20 protein-coding genes are annotated in these 26,489 nt (G+C 72.4%); 5 read left to right on the top strand and 15 right to left on the bottom strand.

Features of this window, described 5'->3' with window-relative positions; all coding sequences use genetic code 11:
• Positions 1 to 10: 10 nt before the first annotated feature.
• From FKN01_RS13965 to FKN01_RS13915, 11 genes are all read right to left on the bottom strand, one after another.
• Positions 11 to 1,258, bottom strand: a complete 1,248-nt coding sequence (locus FKN01_RS13965) for a beta-ketoacyl-[acyl-carrier-protein] synthase family protein (protein ID WP_143620173.1) — start codon at positions 1,256 to 1,258, stop codon at positions 11 to 13.
• A gap of 81 nt (positions 1,259 to 1,339) precedes the next feature.
• Positions 1,340 to 2,272, bottom strand: a complete 933-nt coding sequence (locus tag FKN01_RS13960; RefSeq protein WP_143620171.1) for a carbohydrate kinase — start codon at positions 2,270 to 2,272, stop codon at positions 1,340 to 1,342.
• Positions 2,273 to 2,513: 241 nt separating this feature from the next.
• On the bottom strand, positions 2,514 to 3,386 hold the full coding sequence (locus FKN01_RS13955; protein ID WP_143620169.1) for an ABC transporter substrate-binding protein: 873 nt from the start codon (positions 3,384 to 3,386) through the stop codon (positions 2,514 to 2,516).
• A 96-nt stretch (positions 3,387 to 3,482) separates the two neighbouring features.
• Positions 3,483 to 4,109 (bottom strand): GNAT family N-acetyltransferase, encoded by a 627-nt coding sequence (locus FKN01_RS13950; protein WP_143620167.1) that lies wholly within the window; start codon positions 4,107 to 4,109, stop codon positions 3,483 to 3,485.
• A 43-nt stretch (positions 4,110 to 4,152) separates the two neighbouring features.
• Positions 4,153 to 4,479, bottom strand: a complete 327-nt coding sequence (locus FKN01_RS13945) for a cupin (RefSeq protein ID WP_143620165.1) — start codon at positions 4,477 to 4,479, stop codon at positions 4,153 to 4,155.
• Positions 4,480 to 4,574: 95 nt separating this feature from the next.
• Positions 4,575 to 6,200, bottom strand: a complete 1,626-nt coding sequence (locus FKN01_RS13940) for a glycoside hydrolase family 13 protein (RefSeq protein ID WP_143620162.1) — start codon at positions 6,198 to 6,200, stop codon at positions 4,575 to 4,577.
• Between the two features lie 107 nt (positions 6,201 to 6,307).
• Positions 6,308 to 7,267, bottom strand: coding sequence for a carbohydrate ABC transporter permease (locus FKN01_RS13935; RefSeq protein ID WP_185992843.1), 960 nt, complete (start codon positions 7,265 to 7,267; stop codon positions 6,308 to 6,310).
• A gap of 16 nt (positions 7,268 to 7,283) precedes the next feature.
• Positions 7,284 to 8,243, bottom strand: coding sequence for a carbohydrate ABC transporter permease (locus FKN01_RS13930; protein WP_143620160.1), 960 nt, complete (start codon positions 8,241 to 8,243; stop codon positions 7,284 to 7,286).
• Between the two features lie 91 nt (positions 8,244 to 8,334).
• Entirely contained in the window at positions 8,335 to 9,759 is a 1,425-nt protein-coding gene (locus tag FKN01_RS13925) for an extracellular solute-binding protein (protein ID WP_143620158.1), read from the bottom strand.
• A gap of 214 nt (positions 9,760 to 9,973) precedes the next feature.
• On the bottom strand, positions 9,974 to 14,251 hold the full coding sequence (locus tag FKN01_RS13920) for a discoidin domain-containing protein (RefSeq protein WP_143620156.1): 4,278 nt from the start codon (positions 14,249 to 14,251) through the stop codon (positions 9,974 to 9,976).
• Between the two features lie 321 nt (positions 14,252 to 14,572).
• Entirely contained in the window at positions 14,573 to 15,433 is an 861-nt protein-coding gene (locus FKN01_RS13915; RefSeq protein ID WP_143620154.1) for an SDR family oxidoreductase, read from the bottom strand.
• A gap of 101 nt (positions 15,434 to 15,534) precedes the next feature.
• Between FKN01_RS13915 and FKN01_RS13910 the strand changes: the two genes are divergently transcribed.
• Positions 15,535 to 16,263, top strand: a complete 729-nt coding sequence (locus FKN01_RS13910) for a TetR/AcrR family transcriptional regulator (protein WP_143620152.1) — start codon at positions 15,535 to 15,537, stop codon at positions 16,261 to 16,263.
• Positions 16,264 to 16,293: 30 nt separating this feature from the next.
• On the opposite strand, the gene FKN01_RS13905 is transcribed toward FKN01_RS13910, so the two are convergent.
• Positions 16,294 to 16,773, bottom strand: coding sequence for a GNAT family N-acetyltransferase (locus FKN01_RS13905; protein WP_143620150.1), 480 nt, complete (start codon positions 16,771 to 16,773; stop codon positions 16,294 to 16,296).
• A 156-nt stretch (positions 16,774 to 16,929) separates the two neighbouring features.
• On the opposite strand from FKN01_RS13905, the gene FKN01_RS13900 reads away from it, so the two are divergent.
• Complete coding sequence (locus tag FKN01_RS13900; RefSeq protein ID WP_143620148.1) at positions 16,930 to 17,658, top strand: 4'-phosphopantetheinyl transferase superfamily protein; 729 nt, start codon at positions 16,930 to 16,932, stop codon at positions 17,656 to 17,658.
• Between the two features lie 52 nt (positions 17,659 to 17,710).
• Positions 17,711 to 19,351 (top strand): phosphoglucomutase (alpha-D-glucose-1,6-bisphosphate-dependent), encoded by a 1,641-nt coding sequence (gene pgm, locus FKN01_RS13895; RefSeq protein ID WP_143620146.1) that lies wholly within the window; start codon positions 17,711 to 17,713, stop codon positions 19,349 to 19,351.
• 52 nt (positions 19,352 to 19,403) lie between these two features.
• On the opposite strand, the gene FKN01_RS13890 is transcribed toward pgm, so the two are convergent.
• Positions 19,404 to 21,287, bottom strand: a complete 1,884-nt coding sequence (locus tag FKN01_RS13890; RefSeq protein ID WP_143620144.1) for a rhamnogalacturonan lyase — start codon at positions 21,285 to 21,287, stop codon at positions 19,404 to 19,406.
• A 214-nt stretch (positions 21,288 to 21,501) separates the two neighbouring features.
• Between FKN01_RS13890 and FKN01_RS13885 the strand changes: the two genes are divergently transcribed.
• Positions 21,502 to 23,574 (top strand): SpoIIE family protein phosphatase, encoded by a 2,073-nt coding sequence (locus tag FKN01_RS13885; protein ID WP_143620142.1) that lies wholly within the window; start codon positions 21,502 to 21,504, stop codon positions 23,572 to 23,574.
• Between the two features lie 118 nt (positions 23,575 to 23,692).
• Here FKN01_RS13885 and FKN01_RS13880 read toward each other — a convergent pair whose 3' ends face one another.
• Positions 23,693 to 24,172 (bottom strand): lamin tail domain-containing protein, encoded by a 480-nt coding sequence (locus tag FKN01_RS13880; RefSeq protein ID WP_143620140.1) that lies wholly within the window; start codon positions 24,170 to 24,172, stop codon positions 23,693 to 23,695.
• A gap of 608 nt (positions 24,173 to 24,780) precedes the next feature.
• On the opposite strand from FKN01_RS13880, the gene FKN01_RS33555 reads away from it, so the two are divergent.
• On the top strand, positions 24,781 to 26,091 hold the full coding sequence (locus tag FKN01_RS33555; RefSeq protein ID WP_185992842.1) for a pectate lyase: 1,311 nt from the start codon (positions 24,781 to 24,783) through the stop codon (positions 26,089 to 26,091).
• A 53-nt stretch (positions 26,092 to 26,144) separates the two neighbouring features.
• Here FKN01_RS33555 and FKN01_RS13870 read toward each other — a convergent pair whose 3' ends face one another.
• A complete protein-coding gene (locus FKN01_RS13870) occupies positions 26,145 to 26,444 on the bottom strand; it encodes a DUF1876 domain-containing protein (protein WP_143620138.1) in 300 nt (99 codons plus the stop codon).
• Between the last annotated feature and the right edge of the window lie 45 nt (positions 26,445 to 26,489).

The raw sequence follows: 26,489 nt of genomic DNA, 5'->3' as shown, positions 1-26,489 counted from the left end.
GTGCAGATGTTCACCGGCCGGAGGGGCGAACCCGTTCGAAGCAGAGGGCGACGTTGTGCCCGCCGAAGCCGAAGGAGTGGCTGACGGCCCGCTCGACGCGCAGGCGGCGCGGCTCCTTGGTGACGCAGTCGATGTCCCAGTCGGCGGGCGGGGCGTCCAGATTGGCGACCGGCGGGACGACCCCGTGTTCGAGGGTGAGCACGGTGGCGGCGGCCTCGATCGCCCCGGCGGCGGCGAGCGTGTGCCCGAGGACGCCCTTCGGGGCGGTGACCGGGGGCCGGTGCGGGAAGAGGCCGGCGATCAGCTCGGCCTCCATCGCGTCGTTCAACGGCGTGGACGTGCCGTGGGCGTTGATGTGGCCGACCTCGTGGGCGGCCCAGCCCGCCGCGCCCAGGGCGGCCTCGACGGCGCGCCGGGCGCCGTGACCGCCGGGGTCGGGCGCGGTGGGGTGGTGGGCGTCCGTGGCGGTTCCGGTCCCGGCGAGCACGGCCCGTACGCGGGCGCCCCGGGCCGCCGCGTGCGCGCCCCGCTCCAGGACGAGCACGCCGGCGCCCTCGCCCAGGACGAAGCCGTCGCGGTCGGGCGCGAAGGGGCGGGACGCGGCGGCGGGGTCCCCGGTGCGCGTGGACAGCGCTCCCAGCTGGGCGAAGGCCGCGGCCACGAGGGGCGTCAGGACGGATTCCGCGCCGCCCGCGACGACGAGGTCGCACCGGCCGGTGGCCAGGAGGTCGTGCGCGGTGGCGAGGGCGGTGGCCCCCGAGGCGCAGGCGGTGGCCGGGGCCAGGCTGGGGCCGCGGGCGCCCAGGTCGATGGCGATCTCGCCGGCCGCCGCGTTGGGCATCATCATCGGTGCGAGGAGCGGGGAGACGGCCTGTGCGCCGCCGCCGTCGTACCGGCGGACGTTGTCCACGAGGGCGGAGACACCGCCGACGCCGACGCCGAGCACGACGCCCACCCGGCCGCCGTCCCAGCGGTCCGGGCGCAGCCCGGCGTCGGCCACCGCCCGGCGCGCGGCGACCAGGGCCATCTTCGCGAACCGCGCCATCCGCCAGCCGGCGCGGCCCCCGATGGCCCGGTCCAGGTCGGTCCGGTCGGCCGGGCAGGCGAAGTCGGCGGGAAGCCCGGCGAGTTCCCCGCAGCGCCGGGCCGTGGACCGCCCGGCGCACAGCCCGGCCCAGAAGGCCCGCTCGTCGTCGCCCGCGGGGGTGACCAGCCCCAGCCCCGTCACCACGGTCGCCGTTCCCGCGTCCCGCACCATGCCCCGGCCCTCCTCAGCGTCGTCGGTCCCTCTGAAGGGGAACGCGCCGGACGCCGTCGAGGGTGCGGGTGGGGCCGGATGTCAGCCCGGCCCGAGCGCCCCGCGCAGCTCCGCCTCGTCCGGCGGGTTCGCCCCGGCCCGGGCGACCGTCACGGCGGCCGAGGCCGCCGCGTGGCGCAGGACGTCGTGCACCGTGCCCCGCTCCGGCGCGCGCAGCCGCGCACGGCCGGACGCGCCGAGCAGGCCGTGGGCGGCGAGCGCGTGCAGGGTGCCGGACATGAAGGCGTCCCCGGCGCCCACCGTGTCGGCCACGTCGGCGGGGAGCGCGCCGATGTCCACCTGCCCGTCCGGCAGGACCGCCGAGGCTCCGTCGCCGCCGCGGGTGACGAGGACGAGGGCGGGGCCGGAGGCGAGCCAGCGCCGGGCGGCCTCGGCCGGGTCCCGGCCGGGGTACAGCCAGTCCAGGTCCTCGTCGCTGGCCTTGACGACGTCGCTGAGGCCCACGCAGCGTTCGACCCTGCGCACGGCGGCCCGGTGGTCGCCCATCAGCGCCGGCCGCACGTTGGGGTCGTAGCTGACGGTGGCGGCCGTCCGCAGCGACTCCACGGCCGCCCGCACCGCGGCCGCCCCGGGTTCGGTCACCGCCGCGATCGACCCGGTGTGCACGTGCCGGGGCTGCCGGTCGAGGGCGACGGGGCCGAGCGTCCAGGCGATGTCGAACGCGTACGAGGCACGGCCCTCGCCGTCCAGGGTGACGACGGCCGACGGGGTGGGGCCAGGGGCGCCGTCCGTCAGCACCTCGACCCCCGCCCCGGTGAGGTGGGCGCGGATCAGCCGCCCGTTGTCGTCCGGGCCCAGCTGGGTGAGCAGGGTCGCGTCGTGGCCGAGCCTGGCCAGGCCGTACGCCAGGTTGGCCGGGCTGCCCCCGGGGTGGACCCGGTCGGGGGCGTCCGGGGCGCGGACGATGTCGGCGACGCATTCACCGATGACCAGGAAGTCGGGGCGGTCGGGCATGGCGGCGGTCTCTCCCGGGGTGCGGCGGAGGGGGTGACGGGACGTCCGGCCCACCGTACGGCCCTCCGGGGCGTGTTCCGAAAGGAGCGCCGTCCGCCCGCGGAACGGGTCCGGCGGCGTCCGGTGGGGGCGAGCGCACGGCGGAGGGCCGCCCCGGCACCGGTTGTACCGGGGTGAACCCGGCAGCGCGGCGAGCCCACGCGCCGGGCGCCGCCGGACAGGCGGGGCTTTTGGACACGCCCTACGTGTCCAGGGCGTCCGCCACCAGCTCCAGGAACCGGGCGTGGGCGCGGGCGCTGCACACCGGTTCCGGGTTCCACGGGACCACGCGGGCCGTCGCGGCGACGGCCGTCCACTCGGCGTTGCCCCGCAGCTCGGCGAGCGGGGCCGCGTTGGCCCGGATGTCGGCGAGGACGACGTCGGGGCGCAGGGCGGCGGCCTCGGTCCAGCCGGTCGTGGACCAGCTGGCCCCCGGGCCGTCGGCGGGTTCGATCAGGTCGACGCCGAGGTCGGCGAGGACCCGGAGTTCGGGCCACATGCGGGGGCGGGCCAGGTACGCCTGTTCCCGGTCCGCCGGGGACAGCGCGAGGACGCGCAGCCGGTCCCGGCCGGCGGTGAGGGCGCGCAGCCGGTCCCGCGCGGCGTCCAGTTCCCGGGCCGCCGAGGCCGGTTCCCCGGCGCCGAGCGAGCGGGCCAGCTCCGCGAACCGGTCGCCGATCCCGGCGAGGGTGCGTCCCTGGCCCACGTCGATGACGACGACCGGGACGTGCTCCTCCAGGTGCTTGGCGGTCTCCGGGCCGAGGCCGTAGACCTGGCCGCCGCCGTAGCTGACGGCGACGACGAGGTCCGGCGCGCAGCTCAGTAAGGCGTCCACGTCCAGGGCGGCACCGGCACCGGCGTACGCGATTCCGTCCAGCTGGAGCGACCCGGTCTTCGCGGGGTCGGGGGCGGCCGGGTCGTCGTGGCCGGAGCCGAAGAGCCCGGCCGGGCGTATCCCGTGGTCCCCCAGGGTCGCCCCGGCCTGTATGTAGGCGAGCACCCGTCGCGGGCGCTCCCCGGTTGCCGACAACTGCCCCCGGTCGTCGGTGAATTGCCACACGGTCCGCTCGTTCACGTCACACGCCTCCCAGCCGGAGTCCGCCGCCCGGCGACGGCGGTCGACCAGTACCTGCCCAGCAATCGCGGGCCGCACCCTTGGGCGGGGCGGCTCCTACGGATCCGTCCGCGTGGAGCGTACGAGGTAGGTGACGGGGCCGGGGTCGGGGACGTGGATCTCGGTGAAGCCGAGCCGGTCGTAGAAGGCCCTGGCCGGCGTGTTGGAGGTGAGCATGGACAGATGGACGCCCTCGACGCCCTTGGCGTTCAGGGCCGCGAGGAAGGCGTGCATCAGCTTTTTGCCGTAACCCCTGCGCTGCCAGTCGGGCAGCAGGTCGATGTGCAGATGGGCGGGGTGGCCGGCGAGTTCGGGCAGGACCATGCGCTCGGGGTTGTGCAGGAGGGCGGTCATCTCGTCGGCGGGGCTGCGCGGCGGGCCCTCGGGCAGCGGGAAGCGGCCGGCGACCCGGGGCAGCCAGCTCTCCCGGTACTCCTTGACGAACCGGGGCGTGTCGGCGGTGCCGAGGATGTAGCCGACGGCTCGGCCCGTCCCGTCGTCGACGACGAAGGTGAGGTCCGGTTCCAGTACGGCGTAGGGCGTGGCGAAGATGGACGGCACCAGCTCGTGGTCCGGATAGAGGTCCCGGGCGTCGCCGCCGCTCGCGGCGGTGCGTATGCAGATGTCGGCGAGGGCGGCGCTGTCTTCGGGGCGGTAGGGCCGGAGGCCGGGAAGCGAGGTCACCGGCCCATCCTGCCCACTCTGAGAGCGCTCTCACAAGGGGATTTCAGGGGTTGACGGCCGTGAGGAGGACGACCGCGTCCTCCAGGGCGAGCAGCCCGTGCCGCTCCTGCGGGACCGGGTGCAGCCGTCCGGGTGTCAGTTCGACGTCGCCGGAGGCGGCGGTCAGCCGGACCGAGCCGCGCAGGACCTGGAGCGAGGCGGCGGGCGGGGCGTTGTGCTCGTCCAGCGCGGAGCCCGAGGTGAGCGCGATGACGGTCTGCCGCAGCGGGTCCTGGTGGAGCAGGAGGTGGGCGCTGCGGCCGTGCGGCGCGTCGCGGGCGGCGGCCAGGTGCTCGGCGGCGAGGGCATTCAGATCGTTCGGAGCGTCCATGAGCCCACTGTGCCGCAGCCCGGGCCGGCCCGCGAACGTGCCGCACGGGCCTGGACGCGCTCCCACGCGCCCCGGCCCGTGCGGTCGTGGCGCTCTCAGGCGCGCAGCCACACCGCCGTGTCCCGGGGGAGGCGGCCCGCCGCGTCCAGGGGGCCGCTGGTGAGCAGCACCGCGCTGTGCGGGGGCAGCTCGGCGGCCTCGGCGGCCAGGTTGACGACGCACAGCAGTCCGTCGGTCCTGGCGAAGGCGAGCACCCCGGGGGCGGCGTCGAGCCAGGTCAGCCGCCGGATGCCGGGCTCTCCCCCGGTGCCGAAGCCCGGTTCGAAGCGGCGCAGCCGCAGGGCCTCGCGGTAGAGGCTGAGCATGGAGTGCGGGTCGCCGTCCTGGAGGTCGGCGGCGTAGTCGGACCAGCCCTCCGGCTGCGGGAGCCAGGGCTCGGCGGTGGCCCCGAATCCGGCGTACGGTTCGCCCGCCGCCCAGGGCATGGGCACCCGGCAGCCGTCCCGGCCCGGGTCGGTGCCGTTCTTGCGGAAGTGCATGGGGTCCTGGATGCGGTCGAGCGGGATGTCGGCCTCGGGCAGGCCCAGTTCCTCGCCCTGGTAGAGGTAGGCCGCGCCGGGCAGGGCCAGCGAGAGGAGGGCGGCGGCCCGGGCCCTGCGGGTGCCGAGGGCGAGGTCGGTGGGGGTGCCGAAGGCCTTGGCGGCGAAGTCGAAACCGGTCTCCTCGCGTCCGTAGCGGGTGACCGTCCGGGTGACGTCGTGGTTGCAGAGCACCCAGGTGGCGGGGGCGCCGACCGAGGCGTGTTCGGCGAGCGTGTCGTCGATGGCGGTCCGCAGCTTCTCCGGCTCCCAGGGGCAGGCCAGGAAGTTGAAGTTGAAGGCGGTGTGCAGCTCGTCGGGGCGCAGGTAGCGGGCGAAGCGCTCGGTGTCGGGGAGCCAGACCTCACCGACGAAGACGCCGCCGTACTCGTCGGCGATGGCGCGCCAGGAGCGGTAGATGTCGTGGAGTTCGTCGCGGTCCACGAAGGGGTGCGGGTCGCTGCCGATGACGAAGTCGGGGAGGGCGGGGTCCTTGGCGAGCAGGGCGGCGGAGTCGATGCGGACGCCGGCGACCCCGCGTTCGAACCAGAAGCGCAGTACGTCCTCGTGTTCCCGGCGGACGGCGGGGTGGGCCCAGTTGAGGTCGGGCTGCTGGGTGGCGAAGAGGTGGAGGTACCACTCTCCGTCGTCCAGCCTGGTCCAGGGGGTGCCGCCGAATTCGGAGACCCAGTCGTTGGGCGGGATCTCACCGTTCGCGCCGCGGCCCTTGCGGAAGTGGAAGAGGTCGCGTTCGGGGCTGCCGGGGCCGGCTTCGAGGGCGGCGCGGAACCAGGCGTGCTGGTCGGAGACGTGGTTGGGCACGATGTCGACGATGGTGCGGATGCCCAGCTCGCGGGCCTCGGCGATCAGTTTCTCGGCCTCGGCGAGGGTGCCGAACGCGGGGTCGATCGTGCGGTAGTCGGCCACGTCGTAACCGCCGTCGGCCAGCGGCGAGAGATACCAGGGGGTGAACCAGAGGGCGTCCACGCCCAGTTCGACGAGGTAGGGCAGCCTGGCCCGTACCCCTGCCAGGTCGCCGGTGCCGTCGCCGTCGCCATCGGCGAAGCTGCGTACGTAGATCTGGTAGATGGCGGCGTCGCGCCACCAGGGTGCGGTGGCCTCGGACGGACGGTTGGCTGCCACTGACGTTCCTTTCGGGCAGGTGGGACTCCGCCGCCGGCTCGGCGAGCGGGGCAGGACGGGAGAGCCGGCGGCGGAGCGCTGAGGGGAAGGCGGTCCGGAAGCGGGGGTCAGCCCTTGAGGCCGCCCGCGGTGAGACCGCTCATGATGTTGCGCTGGAAGAGCAGGAAGATCAGCAGGGTCGGGACCGACGCGATGGTGAGCGCGGCGATCAGGACGTTCTCGGGGACGCCGCTGGCCAGTGAGTAGATGCCCACGTTGAGGGTCTGCTTGTTCGGGTCGGGCAGCGTGAGCATCGGCCAGAGGAAGTCCTTCCACACGCCGACGACGGCGAAGATGGAGACGACCCCGAGGATCGGCCGGGAGATGGGCAGGACGATCGAGCGCAGGGTGCGCAGGGGTGAGGCGCCGTCCATGGCCGCGGCGTCGAGGAGTTCGCCCGGGATGGAGTCGAAGAACCGCTTCAGCAGGAAGATGTTGAAGGCGTTGGTCACCGACGGCAGCCAGATCGCCCAGGGCGAGTTGACCAGGTTGCGCTGGACCAGGGGCACGTCCAGGACGGTGAGGTACTGCGGGACGACGAGCACGGTGGCCGGGATCATCAGGGTGGCCAGCATCATGCCGAGGATGACCTTGCCGAACACCGGCCGCAGCTTGGACAGCGAGTAGGCGGCGGCCACGTCGAAGACCAGCTGGAAGGCGAGCGCGCCGAACGCGTAGTACAGGGTGTTGAACAGCAGCTTGGACAGGTCCATGACCGTCCATGCCTGGCTGTAGTTCTCGGTGTGCAGGGAGCTGGGGAAGGCGGTGGGCGGGCTCTGCACCACTTCCTGGGTGGTCTTGAGGCCGCCGGTGACCATCCAGTACAGCGGGCCGAGGAAGACGGCCGTGAACAGGACCATCACCAGGCCGAAGACGATCCAGTAGACGGCCTTGCCGCGCGGCCGGCCGAGCTGGGCCGGTGAGATCAGGGTGCGCTGGCGGCCGCGTTCGGCGCCGCCCTCGGACCTGCGCCGTACGGCCTTGCGTGAGGTGCTCCCGCGCCGGGAGACAAGCGTGTTCGATGCCATGGTCCTGGCTCCCGTCCTAGTCTTCGCTGCTGCGGCTCAGCCGTACGTACACCGCGGAGAATCCCGCGAGGACGACGAGCAGGACGAGGCCGAGTGCCGCCGCGCTGCCGTAGTTGTTGAAGTTGAAGGCGTACTGGTAGATGAGGTAGACGACGGTGGTGGTGGAGCCCTCGGGTCCGGCGCCGTTGGTGAGCAGGAAGGGCTCGGTGAAGACCTGCATCGTCGCGATGATCTGCATGAGCAGCAGCAGCGAGAGGATGAGGCGGGTCTGCGGGATGGTGACGTGCCAGACCTTGCGCAGCAGCCCGGCGCCGTCGAGCTCGGCCGCCTCGTACAGCTCGCCGGGGATGCCCTGCAGGGCGGCGAGGTAGATGAGGGTGGCGCCGCCCATGTTCATCCAGGTGGCCGCGATGACGACGGAGAGCATCGAGGTGCTGGTGTCCTGGAGCCACTGCTGTTCGGGCAGGTGGAGGAGGGCCAGGATGCGGTTGAAGAGCCCGTAGCCGGGGTCGTAGAAGTACTTGAAGAGCAGTACGGAGGCGACCGGCGGCAGCATTACGGGGAGGTAGACGAGCAGCCGCAGGTACCCCTGGCCGTGCCGGAACTCGTTGAGCACGACGGCGACGACGAACGGCACGAGGAAGCCGAGGAGCAGGGCGAGGACGGTGAACAGCAGGGTGTTGCGCCACGCCTGCCAGAAGGCCGGGTCGTTGAAGACGTACGTGAGGTTGGACCAGCCGGCCCAGGTGGTGGTGCCGTCCTCGTTCTTCTGGAAGGCCAGGACGAATTCCCGGACCATCGGGTACCAGGAGAAGAGCGAGAAGCAGAGCACCGCTCCGATCAGGAAGCCGTGCGCTGAGATGTTGCGGCGCAGCGCGCGCAGGAACTCCTCGCGGGCGGAGTCCCGGCCTGCGGGGCCTGGGTGTCCCGGGCGAGGCCCGGTCGCCTTGCGGTGGGACAGGGTGGGGGCCGACATGGTGTCTCCTCGGTGCCGGTGTACGACGAGCGCGTAGCGGACGGGGTCCGGATGCGGGGCCGGGTCCGCGTGACCCGGCCCCACGCGTCCGTTACTGGTTCGCCAGAACCTGGTTGACCTGCTGCTCGGCGGTGGAGAGCAGCTTGTCGATGTCGGCGTCCTTGTTGGTCAGCACGCCGGACATGGCGTTGTCGAGGATCTTGTAGATCTCCTGGGCCTTCGGCGGCTCGGCCTTGCCGGGGACGGGGTTGTCCATGAAGGCCTTGAAGTTCTCGACCGGCATCGTCGCGTTCTCGGCGCGCGCCGCGTCGTCCTCGGTCTTGCTCTCCCCGAGGAAGAAGTTCGGCTGGGGCAGGCCGACGGGGAGCTTGTCGGCCTTGGTGCGGGCCCAGTCGAACTGGCCCTTGCCGGGGGTGAGGTTCTTGAAGTTGAGCCAGGCGATGGCGGCCTTGATCTGGTCGGGCGAGCTGCCCTTCTTGATCAGGTAGTTGTTGCCGCCGAAGAGGGTGCCCTTGCCGCCGGGGATGGGGCCGAGGCCGAAGGTCTCGTACTCGGCGCCGAGCTGCTGCACCATGTACGCGATGTCGTCGGGGGCGGCGAGGAACATGCCCAGCTTGTCGCTGGCTATCTGCTTCTGGAGGTCGCCCCACTTGAGCAGCTGGGTCTTGCCCATGCTGTCGTCCTCCCAGCGCATGTCGTGCAGCTGCTGGAGGACCTGCTTGCCCTTCTCGTCGTTGAAGGCGGCCTTCTTGCCCGAGGCGTCGACGATCTCCCCGCCGAGGCCGAACTGCGTCGCGGCGAAGTGCCAGCCGCCGTTGTTGCCGGCGCTGTACTCGCCGTAGCCGGAGATGCCCTTGCCGAGGCCCGCGATCTTCTTGGCGGCGGCGCGCACCTCCTCCCAGGTGGCGGGCGGGGTGTTCGGGTCGAGACCGGCCTGCTCGAACAGCTTGCGGTTGATCATCAGGCCCATGGTGTAGTTGCTGGTCGGCAGGCCGTAGAGCTTGCCGTCCTTGCGGGCCACGTCGACGACCTGCGGCTGGATGTCCTTCAGCGCGGGCACCGTCTTCTCGTTGACGTAGGCGGAGATGTCCTCGGCCCCGTCGTTGTCCAGGACCTGCTGGAGGTCGCTGAAGTAGGCGTAGAAGACGTCGGGCTGCGACTTCCCCTTCAGCATGGCGGTGAAGCGGGGCGGCTCGTTGCACTGGCCCGGGGTGGACTTCCCGTTGATCGTGACGTTCGGGTACTTCTGGTGGAACGTCTTGATGTCCTCCTCCCACTCCCGCAGCTCCGCGGCCTTGGCGGCCGGCGGCATGCAGTCGATGGAGATCGTCACCTTGGTGTCCGGGTCCAGCGGGGCCGAGGGGTCGGACGAACCCTTGGACGAACTGCCCGAGTCGTCGTCCTTGCTGCTGCTCGTGCCGCAGGACGCGAGCGAGGTCAGGGCAAGTGCGGTGACAAGGGCAGCCGCGGAGGCACGGCTGATACGGCGTGTGCGGCGCAACCCAGCACTTCTCATCGATGGTCCCCTTCGGGCATGAGCGTGGACGGCCCTCGGCCGGCTGACTGCCGGGGCGAGGCACACTCAACCAGCGTCGACATGTGAGCGCAATATCCCGCGCAGTTTTCGTAAAAGTTTGACAGTCATGGGTACGCCGCATGCGGAACGCGGCGTGAGCGCAGCAGAGGGGCGCCGCCCGGCGGACCGGACGGCGCCCCTGTGCACGGTGTCGCTACGGGTTGATGTTGATCTTCATGGTGGACGTCGTGTTCTTCACGTCCTGGGCGTTGTCGCTGAACCTGAGCCCGTTGAAGGTGACCTCACCGACGGCGGGTCCCTGGCCGGCCTCCGGCATCTCGTTGGCCCACAGCCCGAAGCCGGACTTGGCGTCGAAGGCGTCCCCGCTCTTGTGGGCGCCGGAGACGGAGATGTCGGTCAGGATGGTGTCCTTGATCGGGAACTGCGGTTGTCCTCCCACGTAGTTGGTCTGGAACATGATGCCGCTGTACGTCGGGTCGACGATGTCGACGTGGTTGATCCGGATGCCCTGGAAGACCTTGGAGGCGGAGAACAGCCAGATGCCGGGGAAGGTCTGCGAGCCCCAGAAATGGCCGCCGGAGCGGACCACGGAGACGTTCTCGATGGTCGTCGGACCGGTCCCGAAACCGTTCATCGGATAGCCGAAGTCCAGCGAGCTGACCGTGATCCCGGAGTAGACCAGGGTGTCCGCGATGCGGATGTTGCGGAAGGTGTTGTCGTAGCCGCCGTAGACGGCCACGCCCGCCGCGCGCCAGGTCAGCAGGGAGGTGAGGTTCTCGTAGACGTTGTTCTTCATGTCCGCGCCGCCGGCGTCGATCGCCGAGAACAGCGCGAAACTGTCGTCACCGGTGGCCCGCGACTCGTTGTTGACGACGTGGTTGTCGGTCGAGCCGTTGGTCATGTTGACGCCGTCGGCGAACGTGTCGCGGATGCGGGAGTTCCTGATGGTGACGCGGTCGGTGTTGGCGCCCCAGTAGAGGCACACCGTGTGCTCGTTCCAGATGTTGTCGATGACCATGTCGGACACGTTGGAGAAGTCGAACACCTTGCCCGGTCCGTCGATGCGCGAGGTGTAGTTGCCGAAGTACGCGAAGTTCGCGAACGTCGAGCCGTTGGCACTGGCCTCGGCCCGGAAGCCGATGTCGGTGTTCTCCTGTGTCGTGGGCGCGTGGAATCTGGTGTACCAGGGCCCCGCACCGATCACCTTGACGGCCTTGCCGTACACCTGGAACTTGCTCGCGGTCCGGTAGTCGCCCGCGGGCAGGTAGACGCCCACCAGCTTGCCCGTGGTGTCCATCCGGACCTGGTCCAGGGCGTTCTGGACGTCCTGGTGGGTGAAGCCGGCCGGCACGGCGTAGGCGGCCGGGTCCGGGTTGGCGATCCGGGCGGCCTGCTCCAGACCGATGAAGTCGATCGCGTAGGTGCTGGTGTTCGCCGCGTCCTTCTGGAGCCGGATCCTGCTGCCCGCCGGGACCGTCCTGCCCAGCATCACGTTGGCCTCGTCGTAGATGTGCCGGGGTGAACCGGAGCCCGGGGAGTTGCCGGGGCCGGTCTCGGCGCCGTACAGCCAGGCGTACTTCGAGGTGAGGTCGATCGCCTTGAGGAAGGTGCCGTCCACATAGACGTTGAGCGTGGAGTCGATGCCGCCGCCGCCCGCCGCGTCCGGGATGGAGTAGCGGGTCACCAGGGTGTTGGTGTCGGCCTTGGTGGTGAACTCGACGTAGTTGCCGGTGCTGTTCAGCGTGACCGCCTTGCGGCCCGACGCCTCGCCCGCGACGTCGCCGACGGTCCTGTTCGGCCCAACGACCTTCGCACCGCCGCCGGTGACGCCGTCCTCCGCCTCGTAGGTGTCGTACGGCATGTCGGCGCCGCGCCCGACGAAGAGGGAGCTGCTGACGGTGTTGTTCCCGCGCTTGACCGGCGGCTCCTCGGCGTCGTCCGCGACCACCGTCTTCACGGTGTACGAGCCGTTGGCCGCCGTCCAGGGGCCCAGGTTCACCGGGGCGCTGGTGGCGCCCGCCGCGATCGAGCCGTTGTGGCTGCCGGTGAGGGTCTTCACCGTGGCGCCCTCGGCGTCGAGCAGGGTCACCGTGACGGCGTGGCCGCCCGGCGCGGAGGCCACCGTGCCCTGGTTCCTGATGGCGACGGAGAAGGTGACGTCGTCGCCCTGGGCCGGGGCGGACGGCGAGGTGGTGACCGCGGTGGGCACCAGGTCGGAGCCGGCGACCGGCTTGACGACCAGGCCGGAGGCGCTGGTGCGGGTGTTGTCGGTCTCGTTCTCCTCGATGATCCGGTTGTCCGGGTCGGCGACCGCGCTCAGCGTGTACGTACCCGCGTCCCGCGCCCCGATGCCGGCGCTGACCTGTGTGGAGGCCCCGGCGGCGAGCGCGCCCACGTCCGCGGTCGCGACCTCGGTGCCGCCGAGCCGGAATGCGAGCTTGCCGGCCGGGGCGGCGACCGCGCCGGTGTTGCGCACCGTCGCGGTGAGCGTCACCGGGTCGGACTCGACGGGCGCGGCCGGGCTCGCGGTGACCTCGCTGACCTGGAGGTTGGGGTTGGGGGCCGGGGCGCCCAGCACCTGGAACTCCGCGACCTGCCCGGCGGGGGCGCCGGTGTTGGAGGTGAACTTCAGCTGGACGTCGGCGACCCGGGCCTCGACCGGGATCGTCACCGTGTTGCCGCTGCCCGGGCTGAACGCGTAGTCCTTGGCGGCGACCAGGCTCGTGAAGGACGAGGCGCTCTGCTCGCGGCCGAGGACCTGGATGTTCTGGGTCCTGGCCCCCCAGGCGCTGTCCGGGTTGAGCTTGACGACGACGCTCCGGGTGTCGGCGTTGGCGCCCAGCTTCACCGTGAGGGTGTTGGGGTAGCTGCCGCCGGCGCCCTCCCAGTAGGTGGAGAGCTGGTTGTCGTTGGCGTTCTCCGCGACGTAGGTGTGCACCACGGAGGAGGCGGTGACGGGCTTGCCGACGGCGAGGTTCGAGGCCGCGCCGGCGGAGCCGTTGCGGGTGACGGTGTTGCTGTCGCCCGAGACGTTGCCCGCCGCGTCCCTGGCCCGCACGACGTACGACACGGTGGTGCCGGCGGGCTGGGTGTCGGTGTAGGTGGTGACGTCGCCGGCCACGGTCCTGCGCAGCACGTTGTTGGCGTAGACGTCGTACCCGGTGACGCCCTTGTTGTCGCTGGACGCCGTCCAGGTGAGCTTGATCTGTCCGGAGGCGGGCTCGGTGAAGCTCAGGTCCGCCGGTGCGGTGGGCGCCTGGGTGTCGCCGGAATCCCCCTCGCGGGTGACGGTGTTGCTGTTGCCGGAGACGTTGCCCGCGGCGTCCCTGGCCCGTACGTAGTACGAGACGGTGGAACCGGCCGGGCGGGTGTCGGTGTACGTGGTGACGTCACCGGCGACGCCGGTCAGCAGGGTGCCGTCGGCGTAGATGTCGTAGCCGGTGACGGCGGTGTCGTCGGTGGAGGGCTTCCAGGTCAGCCGGATCTGCCCGGTGGCCGGTTCGGTGTAGGCCAGCTGCGCGGGGGCGGTCGGTGCCTGGGTGTCGCCGGTCTCGGGGCCGTAGATCTCCAGCTCGGAGACCTGGGCACCGGGCTGGACGGTGTTGGCGGTGACCAGGACGCGGACGTACCGGGTGGTGGTGGCGTCGAAGGTGATCTCCGCCGTCTCGGAGCCGGGGCTGAAGGTGTACGCCCTGGCCTGGGTCAGGTCCGTGAAGTCGGAGCCGTTGGCGCTGCCCTGGACCTTCAGCGTCTGGTCGCGGGTCTCCCAGCCGTCGGGCAGCCGCAGCACCACGCGGTCGACGCGCACCGAGGAGCCCAGGTCGGCCTGGAGCCACTGCGGGAACTCGTTGTTGCGGCTCTCCCAGTAGCTGGCCCGGTTGCCGTCGTTGGCGTTGGCCGCGATGTACGTCTGGGTGTTGCTGCTGGCCGTGAGCGGGCGCCCGGCGGCCAGGTTCACCGAGGACTTTGCCGCCGCCCGGACCTCCAGTTCGGCGAGCTGGCCGTGGTCGGACGCGGTGTTCGCGGTGATGTCGGCCCGGACGAAGCGGGTCCGGGTGGCCGGGAAGCCGATGGTGACCTTGTTGGAGCTGCCCGGTGCGAAGGAGTAGGAGGCCGAGGTCTTCAGCGTGGAGAAGCTGGTGCCGTCGATGCTGCCCTGGAGGGAGAGCGTCTGGCGGCGGGCCGGCCAGTCGGCGGGGAGCTTCAGCGTGACCTGGTCGATGCGGGTGACCTCGCCCAGGTCGCTCTGCACCCACTGGGGCAGGGAGGTGCCCGCCCCCTCCCAGTAGGTGGACTGCCGTCCGTCCGCGATGTTCCCGGCGGACTTCCCGCTGCTCGCGGCGGCGCGGTGGCCGGCGGCGATGTCCGGGCCGCCGGCGGCCGAGGCGTCCAGCGCCGGCCAGGCGACCATCATCAGGCTGGTGGAGACGGTGGCGGAAAGGATCCGCCGTCTCCAGCGTCGCGTTCTCATCTGTCCCCGATCTGCTGCCTCGGCGCAGGGCGGCCGAGGCGCGGCTCAGTCTGCGAACCCACCCGTGTTTCTGCACTGGCAGGATGACCTTTTGCGAATCGCGGTCAGAGAGTTGCAGAGAATTGACGCGGAGTCCACCACTCCGGCAGAAGAACGCAGCCCTGCGGCCACTGCCCGTGCGGACCAACTGGTCCGACAAGAAGCGCATTTGACCACAGGGCTACTGAGGACGGCTGGGCGGCGCCGAGTCCGCAAAATTTTGCGCGATGCCCGCAAGCCGATGAAAGGTGCCAGCTCGGAGAGGGCCCGCGCCGGGCCGGTCTACGCGGCCCAGGCGTGTTCCAGCTGCGCGCGGAAGGTGACCGGCTCCCGGCCGATCAGTTCCGCCAGGGCCGGGTCGACGGGGGCGAACTCACCGTTCCGCGCCGCCGCGAAGATGCTCAGCATCAGATCGGCGATCGGGGCCGGGGCGCCGTGGGCCAGGGCCTGATCGCGGAAGGCGTCGTCGGGGACGACGGTGCGGGTGAAGGGCCGCCCGGCGGCCCGGGCCGCCACCTCGGCGACGGCGTCGAAGTCGAGGGCCGCCGGACCGGTGAGCGGCGGGGTGGGCCCGTCGAAGCGGCGCTCGCCGGCCAGGATCGCCGCGGTGGCCTCGGCGAGATCGTCGTGGCCGGTCCAGGCGACGGGACCGTCGGCGGGGAGCGCGATGTCGCCGGTGCGGCGGGCATCCTCCAGGAACCGCAGGGCGCCGGCGGCGTAGAAGCCGTTGCGGAGCGCCGTCCAGGGCACCCCCGAGGCGCGCAGCAGGTCCTCGGTCCGGGCGTGGTCGCGGCACGCCCGGAAGCGGGAGTCATGGGCGGCACCCATCTGGCTGGTGTAAAGGATGCGGCCGACCCCCGCCTCCACGGCGGCGTCGATCGCGGCGCGGTGACCGTTGACGCACTCCTCGCCCGTGCGGTCGAGGGAGACGAGCAGCACCCGCTCGGCGCCCTCGAAGGCGTGGAGGAGCGAGGCGGGGTCGTCGAAGCTGCCCTGCCGGACGCGGACGCCGCGGTCGGCCAGGTCCCGGGCCCTGCGGGGGTCACGGACACTGACGCCCACCTGACCTGCGGGGACGCGCTCCAGGAGGCGGTCGACGGTGCGGCGGCCGAGCTTGCCGGTGGCTCCGGTAACGATGATCACAGGGTTCTCCAAGGGGTGTTTCCAGCGGAATTTCCACTGGAATCAATTTCAAGATAACACTGGAACTCACATGGGAAACAGAGTTTCGATATCATCGATACATGCCTAGCCGCGACAGCACCGCCGACCCCCGCCGCCGGATCATCGAGGCGGCCGTGGAGCTACTGGAGAGCGGCGGCCCCGGCGCGGTGAGCACACGCGCGGTCGCCGCCGCGGCCGGGATGCAGCCACCGGCCATCTACCGCCACTTCGGCGACAAGGACGGCTTGCTGGAAGCGGTTGCCGAGCACGGCTACGCGCAGTTCCTGGAGAGCAAGCGCGCACAGCTCGATCCCGCGCCGGAGGACCCGGTGGACGAACTGCGCCGCGGCTGGGACATGGTGGTGGAGTTCGGGATCTCGCGCCCCGAGCTGTTCGCCGTCATGAACAGGTCCACCGGCTCGGCGACGGACGCGGCTCACCGCGCGGGCCTGGAGATCCTGCGCGGCCGGGTGCGCCGGCTGGCGGCCGCGGGATGGCTGCGGGTCGGCGAGGAACTGGCCGCCCAGATCATCCAGGCCACCGGCCGGGGCGGGGTCACCACCTGGCACTCCACCCCCGAGGAACGCCGCGATCCCGAGCTGCTGACCGTCCTGCGCGAGTCCATGGTCGCCGCGGTCACCCGCGCCGAACCGATGGTCCCCGCCACGGAGTCCGGCCCCGCCCCGGCGGCCCGCGCGCTGCGCGCCGCCCTCCCCGACGGCACCGGTGTCCTGAGCGACGCCGAACAGCGCCTGCTGCACGAATGGCTCACCCGCCTGGCGGGCGACGGCGGCGGGCGGCAGCGCTGATCCCCCTCGGCCGCCCTCAGCCGGGCCGGCTCACCCGCCGGGCGCCCACCGGTAACGGACGTCCGGCTCGTTCTCCTCGTTGCGGCTGCCGTCGTCGAAGGCGACCGCGGTGAACCCGTGACGCTCGTAGAAGGACCGGGCCCCGGTGTTGCGCCGGAAGGTGTAGAGGGTCAGGCCGTCGGGGCCGGCCTCCTTGGCCGCCGCCAGCAGGAGCGAGCCGATGCCCCGGCGGCGCAGGTCCGGGTCGATGTAGAGGTGTTCCAGCTCGGAGCCGTCCAGCGAGAGGAAACCGGCGATCCGGGTCTCCCCGCCCTCGCGGATCTCGGCCACCCGGACGTCGGTGCCGGGCAGCACCACATGGGTCATCCAGGCAAGGGTCGCCTCGTCGCTGTGCACCCGTGCCAGATACGGCATGGCGGCGGCGCGGGAGGCGAGGAAGAGCCGGGTGAGCGGCTCGGCGTCGTCCTCGCGGGCCTCCCTGAGGATGGCGGGAAGGCTGTCCGACGGCATGGGCTCTCTCCAATCCGAGTGGCCGCCGCCGAAGGCGCGGGGCGCACGGTGATCGAACATACGTCGGACGCCTTACGGATCTCCATAGGATAAGAGAGCCCTGCCCGCCGGTGCCCCGCCCGGGGCGCCCGGCCCCGCCGAGGAGACGACGTAACGGTGTATCAGCCCCACGTGTTCACGCTGACCGAGGACGGCTACCGGGGTCCCGCGCCCGCCTGGGACTCCGGCGCCCCCTCCCTGTGGCTGGTGGACGCGGAACGCGCGGCCGAGGCCGCCCGGCTGCTCGCGCCGAAGATCCTCGACGACTCGGAGCTCGCCCGGGTGGAGCGGCTGGCCTTCGCCGCGGACCGGGCGTGCTACACCGCCGCCCACCTGGCCCTGCGTCTGCTGCTCGGCGCCCACCAGGGCGTCGCCCCCGAGGCCGTACGGCTGACTCGGGAGCGGTGCCCCTCCTGCGACGGCCCGCACGGCCGGCCCGCGACCGGCGGCGGCACGCACTTCTCGCTCTCCCACACCCGGGGCGTCGCGCTGCTGGCGTTCGCGGGCGTCCCGGTCGGGGTGGACGTGGAGCGCGTCCCCGAGGCGCGGGTGGTGACGGAGATCGCCGGGCAGTTCCACCCCGCCGAGGCGGCCGAACTGGCCGCGCTGCCGCAGGAGGAGCGGCCCGCCGCCTTCGCCCGGGTGTGGACCCGCAAGGAGGCCTACCTCAAGGGCGAGGGCACCGGCCTCGCGGGCGGCCTGCACCGCGAGCACGTCGGCACCGGCCCGCGCCCGCTCGGCCCGCCGGGCTGGGCGGTCACCGATGTCGCGGTCCCTTCGGGGTACGCGGCGGCGGTCGCGGTACAGGCGGCGGGGCGACCGCCCGCCGGGGACCACGACCGGTGAAAATGACCGCACGGGCACATCGCACCGACCGACCGATACGGAGGAGTGGCAGATGCCGCACGCACGAGCCGGACAGCAGGCGCGCCCCGAGGACCTGACCGATGTGGCACGGCTGGTGACGGCGTACTACGCGCTGCACCCCGATCCGTCCGAGCCCGCCCAGCGGGTGGCGTTCGGCACCTCCGGGCACCGCGGTTCGTCCACGGCCACCGCGTTCAACGAGGACCACATCGCGGCGACGAGCCAGGCCATCAGCGAGTACCGGGCCCTCCAGGGCACCGACGGGCCGCTGTTCCTGGGGGCCGACACCCACGCCCTGTCGGAGCCGGCCCGGGTGACCGCCCTCGAGGTGTTCGCCGCAAACGACGTGCGCGTCCTCATCGACACCGAGGACGGGTACACCCCGACGCCCGCGGTCTCGCACGCCATCCTCACGTACAACCGCGGTCGCGCCTCCGGCCTCGCGGACGGCGTCGTGGTCACCCCGTCGCACAACCCGCCGGGCGACGGCGGCTTCAAGTACAACCCGCCGAGCGGCGGTCCGGCCGGGTCGGCGGCGACGGGCTGGATCCAGGACCGGGCCAACGAGATCATCACGGGCGGGCTCAAGGACGTCCGCCGGGTGCCGTACACGCGGGCGCTCGCCGCCTCCACCACCGGCAGGTACGACTTCCTCGGCACCTATGTGGCGGATCTGCCCTCCGTCCTGGACCTGGACGCGGTGCGCGGGGCGGGGGTGCGCATCGGCGCCGACCCGCTGGGCGGGGCGTCGGTCGCGTACTGGGGGCGGATCGCCGAGCAGCACCGGCTGGACCTGACCGTGGTCAACCCGCTGACCGATCCCACCTGGCGGTTCATGACGCTGGACTGGGACGGGAAGATCCGGATGGACTGCTCGTCGCCGCACGCGATGGCCTCGCTGATCGCCCAGCGCGACCGCTACCAGATCGCCACCGGCAACGACGCCGACGCCGACCGGCACGGCATCGTCACCCCGGACGCCGGACTGATGAACCCGAACCACTACCTGGCCGTGGCCATCAACTACCTGTACGCGCACCGGAAGGACTGGCCGTCCGGGGCGGGCGTCGGCAAGACCCTGGTGTCCTCCGGGATGATCGACCGGGTCGCCGCCGACCTGGGCCGGGAGCTGGTCGAGGTGCCGGTCGGCTTCAAGTGGTTCGTGGACGGGCTGGCCGACGGCTCGCTGGGCTTCGGCGGCGAGGAGTCGGCCGGGGCGTCGTTCCTGCGCCGGGACGGCTCGGTGTGGACGACCGACAAGGACGGCATCCTGCTCGCGCTGCTGGCCTCCGAGATCCAGGCGGTGACCGGCGAGTCGCCGTCCCAGCACTACGCCGCGCTGACCGCCCGCTTCGGCGAGCCGGCCTACGCGCGGATCGACGCTCCCGCCGACCGCGAGCAGAAGGCGGTGCTGGCGCGCCTCTCCCCCGAGCAGGTCGGCGCGGACACCCTCGCCGGTGAGCCGGTGACCGCCGTGCTCACCACGGCGCCGGGCAACGGGGCCGCGATCGGCGGGATCAAGGTCACCACGGAGAACGCCTGGTTCGCCGCCCGGCCCTCGGGCACCGAGGACGTCTACAAGGTGTACGCGGAGTCCTTCCGGGGCGCCGGGCACCTGGCCCAGGTGCAGGAGGAGGCCAAGGCCGTGGTCTCGGCGGCGCTGGACGCCTGAGCCCGGCGGGGCCCGTCCGCCCGGCGCGGTGCCGGGAGGACGGGCCCCTGGCTCAGGGGGTCCACACCGCGGGCCGCGGGGCGGTCGCCATCCCGTCGCCGAGGAAGAAGCCGGGGTGCGGAGGCTGGTTGTAGGCGGTGTTCTGCCAGGCCAGCGCGGTGCGGTAGGTGGTGTCGTGGAGCAGGGTGGTGATCCTGGTGGTGGTCTCGTACGGCGTGGAGTAGATCCGCAGCGCGGTGTTGTCGGTGGTCGCCCAGACCACCTCCTCGCGCCAGTCGCCGAGGAGGTCTCCGGAGATGACCGGGGTGGCCTTGGTGCCGTTGTCGGAGTGGACCGAGGCGCCGGTCAGCAGGCGGGTGTCGCCGGAGGTGCCGTACTTGTCGATGTGGGTGCCGTCCAGCAGTTCCCGGGTGGTGTCACCGTCCCACCAGGCCAGGAAGTTGGTGCTGGAGGGCTTGCGGCTCGCGACCACCGTGCCGTGCGGGTCGCGTATTCCGGAGACGGCGGACGACCAGGACTCGGCGCCCGGGCTGCCCGCCCAGATGTCGTCGCTGACACCGCGTCCGTTGTCGCCGCCGGCGGGCGTCGACCAGATGATCTGCCCCGTCCTGGCGTCGGCCATCCAGGACGAGGGCTTCGAGCCGTCCTCGTCCACCTTGAACTCCTCCAGGCCCGGGCGCGCCGGGTCCAGGTCGCCGACGTGCATGGCGTCGCCGTGGCCGTTCCTCGTGGTCCACAGGGAGCGGCCGTCGTCGTCCACGGCCATGGCGCCGTAGACGATCTCGTCCCTGCCGTCGCCGTCGACGTCGGCCACCGACAGCTGGTGGTTGCCCTGGCCGTCGTAGCCCCGGCCGGTGTTGGTGGAGCTGTTGGTGTCGAAGGTCCAGCGCCGGGTGAAGGCCCCTCCACGCCAGTCCCAGGCGGCGATCACCGTACGCGTGTAGTAGCCGCGGGCCATGATCAGTGAGGGCCTGCCGCCGTCCAGATAGGCGGTTCCGGCCAGGAAGCGGTCGACGCGGTTGCCGTAGCCGTCGCCCCAGGAGGAGACGGTGCCGCGTGCGGGGACGTAGTCGACGGTGCCCATGGCGGCGCCCGTCAGGCCGTTGAACATGGTGAGGTATTCGGGGCCGGACAGCACGTAGCCGGAGGAGTTGCGGTGGTCGGCCGACGCGTCGCCGATGACCGTGCCCCGGCCGTCGACGCTGCCGTCGGCGGTCTTCATCGCCACCTCGGCCCGCCCGTCGCCGTCGTAGTCGTACACCTGGAACTGCGTGTAGTGCGCGCCGGAACGGATGTTGCGGCCCAGGTCGATCCGCCACAGCCGGGTGCCGTCGAGCTTGACGCCGTCGATGACGGTGTTGCCGGTGTAGCCGGACTGGGAGTTGTCCTTGGCGTTGGTGGGCTGCCACTTCAGTACGAAGTCGAGCGCGCCGTCGCCGTCGAGGTCGCCGACGGAGGCGTCGTTGGCCTCGTAGGTGTAGGAGACGCCGTCGGGGGTCCTGCCGCCCGGGGGCGGGCTGACGGGCACGTCCTTGTAGCCGGCGCGGAACTGGACCGCGTGCACGGAGTCGCCCTGTTCGACGCCGCCGACCACCGCGCGCACGGTGTAGTCGGCCGAGTCGGGGGCGCCGGCGTGGAAGTAGTCGGTCGAGCCGGTGACGGGTGAGGCGTTGACCTTCGTACCGGCGCGGTAGACGTTGAAGGCGACGGAGTCCGGGTCGGTGGCGAGCCAGCGCCAGCTGATGAGGTTGCCGGAGCCGGTGTGCACGCTGACGACGCCCCGGTCCAGGGCCTCCACCTGGCGTGCGGTCGCGGCGTGCGAGGTCTCGCCGGTGACGACCAGGCCCGCGGCGGCGAGTATTCCGGCGGTGACGGCGCCGAGGAGGGTCCGGGTGGTACGGCGTCTGCGGGAGCTGCGGGGATGCGCGAGAGCCACGGTAGGTGCCTTCCGGAGTGGGGGGTGGGGTACTCCTCAGTGGCCGCCGGGCGCCCAAAGGTTGCCGCCCGGTGACAGGAGGTTGCGGCCGGGTGAAATCCCGTACGCCCTCACCCGTTCGGCGCCGCGCGGTGGCGGGCGCCGGCCGGGGACCCGCAGGCTGTGCGGAGAGCTGCCGATCGCCAGGGGCGGCGGAGCCCGTTGGGGGTGCGACGTGTCGGACACCGGTACCACGGCCCCCGGTACGGACCCGGGCGACGACATGGCGGGTGCGCTGCTCAACACTCTCTTCAACCAGTCCGCGGTGGGCCTGCACGTCCTCGACCTGGATCTGCGGGTGGTCCGGGTCAACGCCCTCACCGACGCGGTCGACCCGGCGGAGCTCGTCGGGCTCCACTTCACCGACGCCTACCGCCTCGACGCTCCGCAGGAGGCGGAGCGCCTGCTGCGCCAGGTCATCGAAACGGGCACACCGGTGCTCAACTTCCCGGCCCGCGGGCGCGTCGCAGGGGCCCCCGGCCCCGACCGCAGTCTGAACATCACCCTGCACCGCCTCGACGCCGAGGACGGCCGCCCGCTCGGTGTGCTGGCGGCCGTGGTGGACGTCAACGAGCGCGAGAAGGCGCACGTCCGGGCCGATGTGCTGGCGGCGGTGCGGCGGGGGGCCGGCCACTCGCTGGACGTGGTGGCGACCTGCGAGGGGCTGGTTTCGGCGCTGGTGCCCGCGTTCGCCGACCTGGCCGTGGTCGAGGTCGTGGACGAGGTGCTGCGCGGTGCCGATCCGCCGCTGAGCCCGCTGGACCGGGACGTCCCGCTGCGGCGTGCGGCGGTACGCGGCGCCGAGGCGGCGTCGGGCGATCTGGTCGGTGAGCTGCGCCGGCTGCCCGAGGGGACCCCGTTCGCCCTCGCCGTCGCGGATCTGCGGCCCCGGCTGGTCGAGCTGGGGCCGGACACGCCGTGGCTGGACGCCGACCCGGTGACGCGCCGGATGACCGAGGCGACCGGGGCGCACTCGATGATCGTGGCGCCGCTGAAGCTGCACGGCTCCGTGCTCGGCCTGGTGAGCCTGTACCGGCACCGGGGCGATCCGTACAACGAGCGGGACCTCACCCTCGCGCTGACCGCCGCCGCGCACACGGCGCTGAGCATGGAGAACGCGCTGCGCTACGCCCGCGAGCACGTGATCGCCTCGACCGTCCAGCGCCGGCTGCTCCCCCAGCACGAGGACGACCGGGCCGCGATCGAGACCGCGCACGTCCTGCTGCCGGGGCGCAACAGCGGCTGCTGGTTCGACACGATCGCGCTCTCCGGCGCCCGGACGGCGCTCATCATCGGCAATGTCGCCGGTCACGGCTTGCAGACGGCCATCACGATGGGGCAGCTGCGCACCGTCATCCACGCGCTGGCGGGGCTCGACCTGGAGCCCGACGAGGTGCTGGCCCGGCTCAACGACACGGCGGACCGGCTGGTGGAGGAGCGCCGGTCGCTGCCGCCCGGGGACTCGCTGCACCGCCAGCCGCTGACGGCCACCTGCCTGTACGCGGTCTACGACCCGTTCACGCAGACGTGCACGGTGGCCCGGGCCGGGCATCCCGCGCCGGTGGCCGTCGGGCCGGACGGGCGTCCGCTCGTGCTGGACGTGCCGGAGGGACCGGCGCTCTTCTCGGAGGACAGCGCGCCCTTCGCGACGGGTTCGGTGCGGCTGGAAGAGGGCAGTGTGCTGGCCTTCCTCACCGGTTCGCTGCTGCCGGAGGAGCGGTCGGCGGAGCGGGTGCGGGACGCCCTGGCCTTTCCGGAGCGCCGGCTGCGGGACCTGTGCGATGCGATCGTGTACAACCTGCCGGCCGAGGCCGATCCGGACGGGGCCGCGCTGCTGCTCGCCCGGACGGGCGTGGTGCCTTCGGAGCGGGTGGCGACCTGGGAGCTGGCCCACGACCGGACCACACCGGCGGTCGCCCGCACCCTGGTCCGGGACCGGCTGGAGGGCTGGGACCTCGACGAGGACACCATCGAGGCGACCGAGCTGATCGTCAGCGAGCTCATCACGAACGCGGTCCGCTACGGGACGCCGCCCCTGCGGCTGCGGCTGCTGCTGGACCGCGCGCTGACCTGCGAGGTCCACGACAGCAGCTCGGTGGCCCCGCATCTGCGGCACGCGCGGACGGTCGACGAGGGCGGGCGCGGGCTGTTCATCGTGTCGCAGCTCGCCAACCACTGGGGCACCCGTTACGGCGTGAACGGCAAGGCGCTGTGGACGGAGCAGGAGCTCCCGGAGGAGGACTCCTGACGGCCGGTGGGTCCCCGGCGGGCACACGGACGCGGCGCCTCACGGGCCCGGTGGGCCCGTGAGGCGCCGCGGGGGACCGCGGGCGGCGGCCCGGGTTCAGCGGGCCGCCGCCGGTGGGTCAGCGGCGGTGACCGTGGTGGCGGTGGCCCCAGGACTTGGAGTCGACCTTGTGGCCGTGCGCGTCGCGCAGGGTGGCCGTGTCGCTGTTGTCCCAGACGTAGGTGCGCCGGTCCTGGTAGACGTCGTGGCGGCTGTCGCGGCCGACACCGGTGTGGACCCGCACCGAGGAGCGGCCGGGCAGGCGCAGGTCGAACCTGTACGTGCGGTGGCTCTCGTCGCTGAGCGTCCAGCCGCGCAGGTTCACCGCGTGCCGCCCGGTGTTGGTGACGGTGACCCACTCAGCGTTCAGGCTCCGGTTCGAGCCGTTGTCGCGACCGGGGCTGTCGTACTGGATCTTGCCCAGGACGACGGTCGGACGCGGGGCGTGGTGGCCCCGGCCGCGGTCGTGGCCGTCGGCGGCCGCGGGGAGGGCGGCCGCGGCGACCAGTGCGCCGGAAGCGAGGACGGCGGCGGTGATCCGCCGTGCGGAACGGGACATGTGGACCCCTCAGGTGCGGGCCCGGACCGGTGCGGTCCGGGCGTTTCTCCGTTCCCGGCGTCGTGCCGGGAGCCACACCTTGGCCCTGTCGGCGGCCGCGCGGGAACCGCATCGGGTCGTGTTACGAAGTGCGGACATTTCCGTCACACACGGCTGTAGTCGACATGGAGGGCAAAGCCGCGGGTACCTGTCAATTCCTGTCCGCTGCAACCAGCCGCTCGGTACCGGATTGACGGAGTCGTCCGTGCGGGCGACGCCGTCGCGCGCCCCGCCGGCGTCGGTGCGGGCGGGGCCCGCGGGTTCGTAACAAACAGACCGCGGGTGCTGTTGAACACCCGTTCCGTTACCGCCGGAAGTGCCGCACGGCCGTTCGCCCGAACGACGCGGCGGCCCAGCGCGCGGCGCGGAAACACGTGAGGCACTTCTTGACCGGTGCATGACGGTGCCGTACGGTCACGGCAGTTCGCATACAAGAACTCGGTTCATCATGCGGGACGAGGACGGCAGCGTTCGCACCGTTCCACATGATCGAGGGATCGCCTTGACACCGCACCGAACCACTCATTGGTGCCCGCGGAGGACGCCGCGGGCGGTGAAAGGAACACCCAGTGCGTACCAGAAATCAGCATGCCAGACGGCGGGGCGGCCGGACAGCCGCCTCGTTCGTCGCCCTCTCCTCACTGCTCCTCGCCGGTGTCACGGCGCTGGTCGCGACCGGTTCCGCGACGGCCGCGCCCGCGACCGGCGCGTACAGCCTGTCGAACGCGGCGAGCGGGCTGTGCCTGGAGGTTCCCGGCTCGGGAACGTCCGACGGCACCCAGCTCGCCCAGCGCGGCTGCACCGGCGCCGCCAACCAGACGTGGCAGCTCAAGGCATCCGGCGGCGGCTACACGCTGACCGCCGCGCACAGCGGCAAGTGCGCCGGAGTGCGGGGAGCCTCCACCAGCGCGGGCAAGGCCGTCGAGCAGCAGAGCTGCACCGGCGGCGCCGGCCAGGTGTGGACGCTCTCACCGGTGAGCGGCGACACCTACCGCGTCGTCAACGCCAACGGCGGCAAGTGCCTCAACGTGAAGGACAGCTCCACCGCGGCCGGTGCCCTGGTCCAGCAGAACTCCTGCGACTCGGTCACCAGCAAGCGCTGGACCTTCACCGCGGCGGGTTCGACGCCGACGGACCCGACCGACCCCACGGACCCGCCGACCGATCCGCCCACCGACCCCGGCACCCGCCCCGCGTGGCCGTCGGCCAACGGCAGCCAGGCCCTGACCTCGACGATGAAGGTGTCGGGCAGCTACGACGGCGGCATGAAGCGCTTCTACGGGAGCGGCGACCTGGGCAGCGACGGCCAGGACGAGGACCAGCCCGCGCTGATCGAGCTGGCGGACGGAGCCACCCTGCAGAACGTGATCCTGGGCTCCCCGGCGGCCGACGGTGTGCACTGCGCGGGCGCCTGCACGCTGAAGAACGTCTGGTGGGAGGACGTGGGTGAGGATGCCGCGACCTTCCGCGGCGGCTCCTCGTCGCTGGTCCGCACGATCGACGGCGGCGGCGCGCGAGGCGCGGACGACAAGGTCTTCCAGCACAACGGCGGCGGCACGCTGATCATCAAGAACTTCCAGGTCGAGGACTTCGGCAAGCTCTACCGCTCCTGCGGGAACTGCTCGACCCAGTACGGCCGGCACGTCCAGTTGCAGAACGTGTGGGTCACCGCGCCCGGCGACACCCTCGTCGGCATCAACACCAACTACGGCGACACGGCACGCTTCTCGGGCATCACGATCTACGACGACTCCGGTCACGACATCGACATCTGCACGAAGTACAAGGGGGTGACCAGCGGCGAGCCGTCCAAGACCGGTACCGGGGCGGACGGCACGAACTGCCTCTACAGCGCCTCGGACATCACCCACGCGGACTGACCGCCACCGGCCCGCGGCCCGTCCCCTCCCCGGGGGCGGGCCGCGGCGCGCGCTCAGGCCGTGGCGTCCGACCACGCGTAGGGCGGCGGCACCGGGCCGTCCGGCCGGCCGGCGCCGGATTCGCCGATGGCCCGGTCGGCCACGCTCATCAGCTGCCCGGCCACGTCGTGCATCGCCCGGCTCGCCGCGACCTCGTCGCCGATCGTGGGCACGTCGGGGTCCCGGGGGCTCAGCCGGGCGATCCCCTGGCCGGTGAGTCTCGCGGTGCCCGTGTCCAGCACCGCTTCCGCCTTGGTCGTCCCGCCCTCCTCGGAGAGCTCGACGCGCACCGTCCATTCCAGCGTGCGGTTCATCGCATACCTCCCGGCCCGCACCGGCCGGCGGGCGCGGGCCGCCGC

Source organism: Streptomyces sp. 130, from assembly GCF_007096885.1.
In the GTDB taxonomy this organism is placed as follows: domain Bacteria; phylum Actinomycetota; class Actinomycetes; order Streptomycetales; family Streptomycetaceae; genus Streptomyces.
The sequence above is the reverse complement of the archived record's forward strand: the minus strand, read 5'-3'. Positions and strand labels throughout refer to the sequence as shown.

What these genes read in the sequence shown, in the direction of transcription:
- FKN01_RS13965 (WP_143620173.1), bottom strand. Translation starts at nt 1,258, where the DNA reads ATGGTGCGGGACGCGGGAACGGCGACCGTGGTGACGGGGCTGGGGCTG.
- FKN01_RS13960 (WP_143620171.1), bottom strand. Translation starts at nt 2,272, where the DNA reads ATGCCCGACCGCCCCGACTTCCTGGTCATCGGTGAATGCGTCGCCGAC.
- FKN01_RS13945 (WP_143620165.1), bottom strand. Translation starts at nt 4,479, where the DNA reads ATGGACGCTCCGAACGATCTGAATGCCCTCGCCGCCGAGCACCTGGCC.
- FKN01_RS13935 (WP_185992843.1), bottom strand. Translation starts at nt 7,267, where the DNA reads ATGGCATCGAACACGCTTGTCTCCCGGCGCGGGAGCACCTCACGCAAG.
- FKN01_RS13930 (WP_143620160.1), bottom strand. Translation starts at nt 8,243, where the DNA reads ATGTCGGCCCCCACCCTGTCCCACCGCAAGGCGACCGGGCCTCGCCCG.
- FKN01_RS13925 (WP_143620158.1), bottom strand. Translation starts at nt 9,759, where the DNA reads ATGAGAAGTGCTGGGTTGCGCCGCACACGCCGTATCAGCCGTGCCTCC.
- FKN01_RS13920 (WP_143620156.1), bottom strand. Translation starts at nt 14,251, where the DNA reads ATGAGAACGCGACGCTGGAGACGGCGGATCCTTTCCGCCACCGTCTCC.
- FKN01_RS13910 (WP_143620152.1), top strand. Translation starts at nt 15,535, where the DNA reads ATGCCTAGCCGCGACAGCACCGCCGACCCCCGCCGCCGGATCATCGAG.
- FKN01_RS13905 (WP_143620150.1), bottom strand. Translation starts at nt 16,773, where the DNA reads ATGCCGTCGGACAGCCTTCCCGCCATCCTCAGGGAGGCCCGCGAGGAC.
- pgm (WP_143620146.1), top strand. Translation starts at nt 17,711, where the DNA reads ATGCCGCACGCACGAGCCGGACAGCAGGCGCGCCCCGAGGACCTGACC.
- FKN01_RS13880 (WP_143620140.1), bottom strand. Translation starts at nt 24,172, where the DNA reads ATGTCCCGTTCCGCACGGCGGATCACCGCCGCCGTCCTCGCTTCCGGC.
- FKN01_RS13870 (WP_143620138.1), bottom strand. Translation starts at nt 26,444, where the DNA reads ATGAACCGCACGCTGGAATGGACGGTGCGCGTCGAGCTCTCCGAGGAG.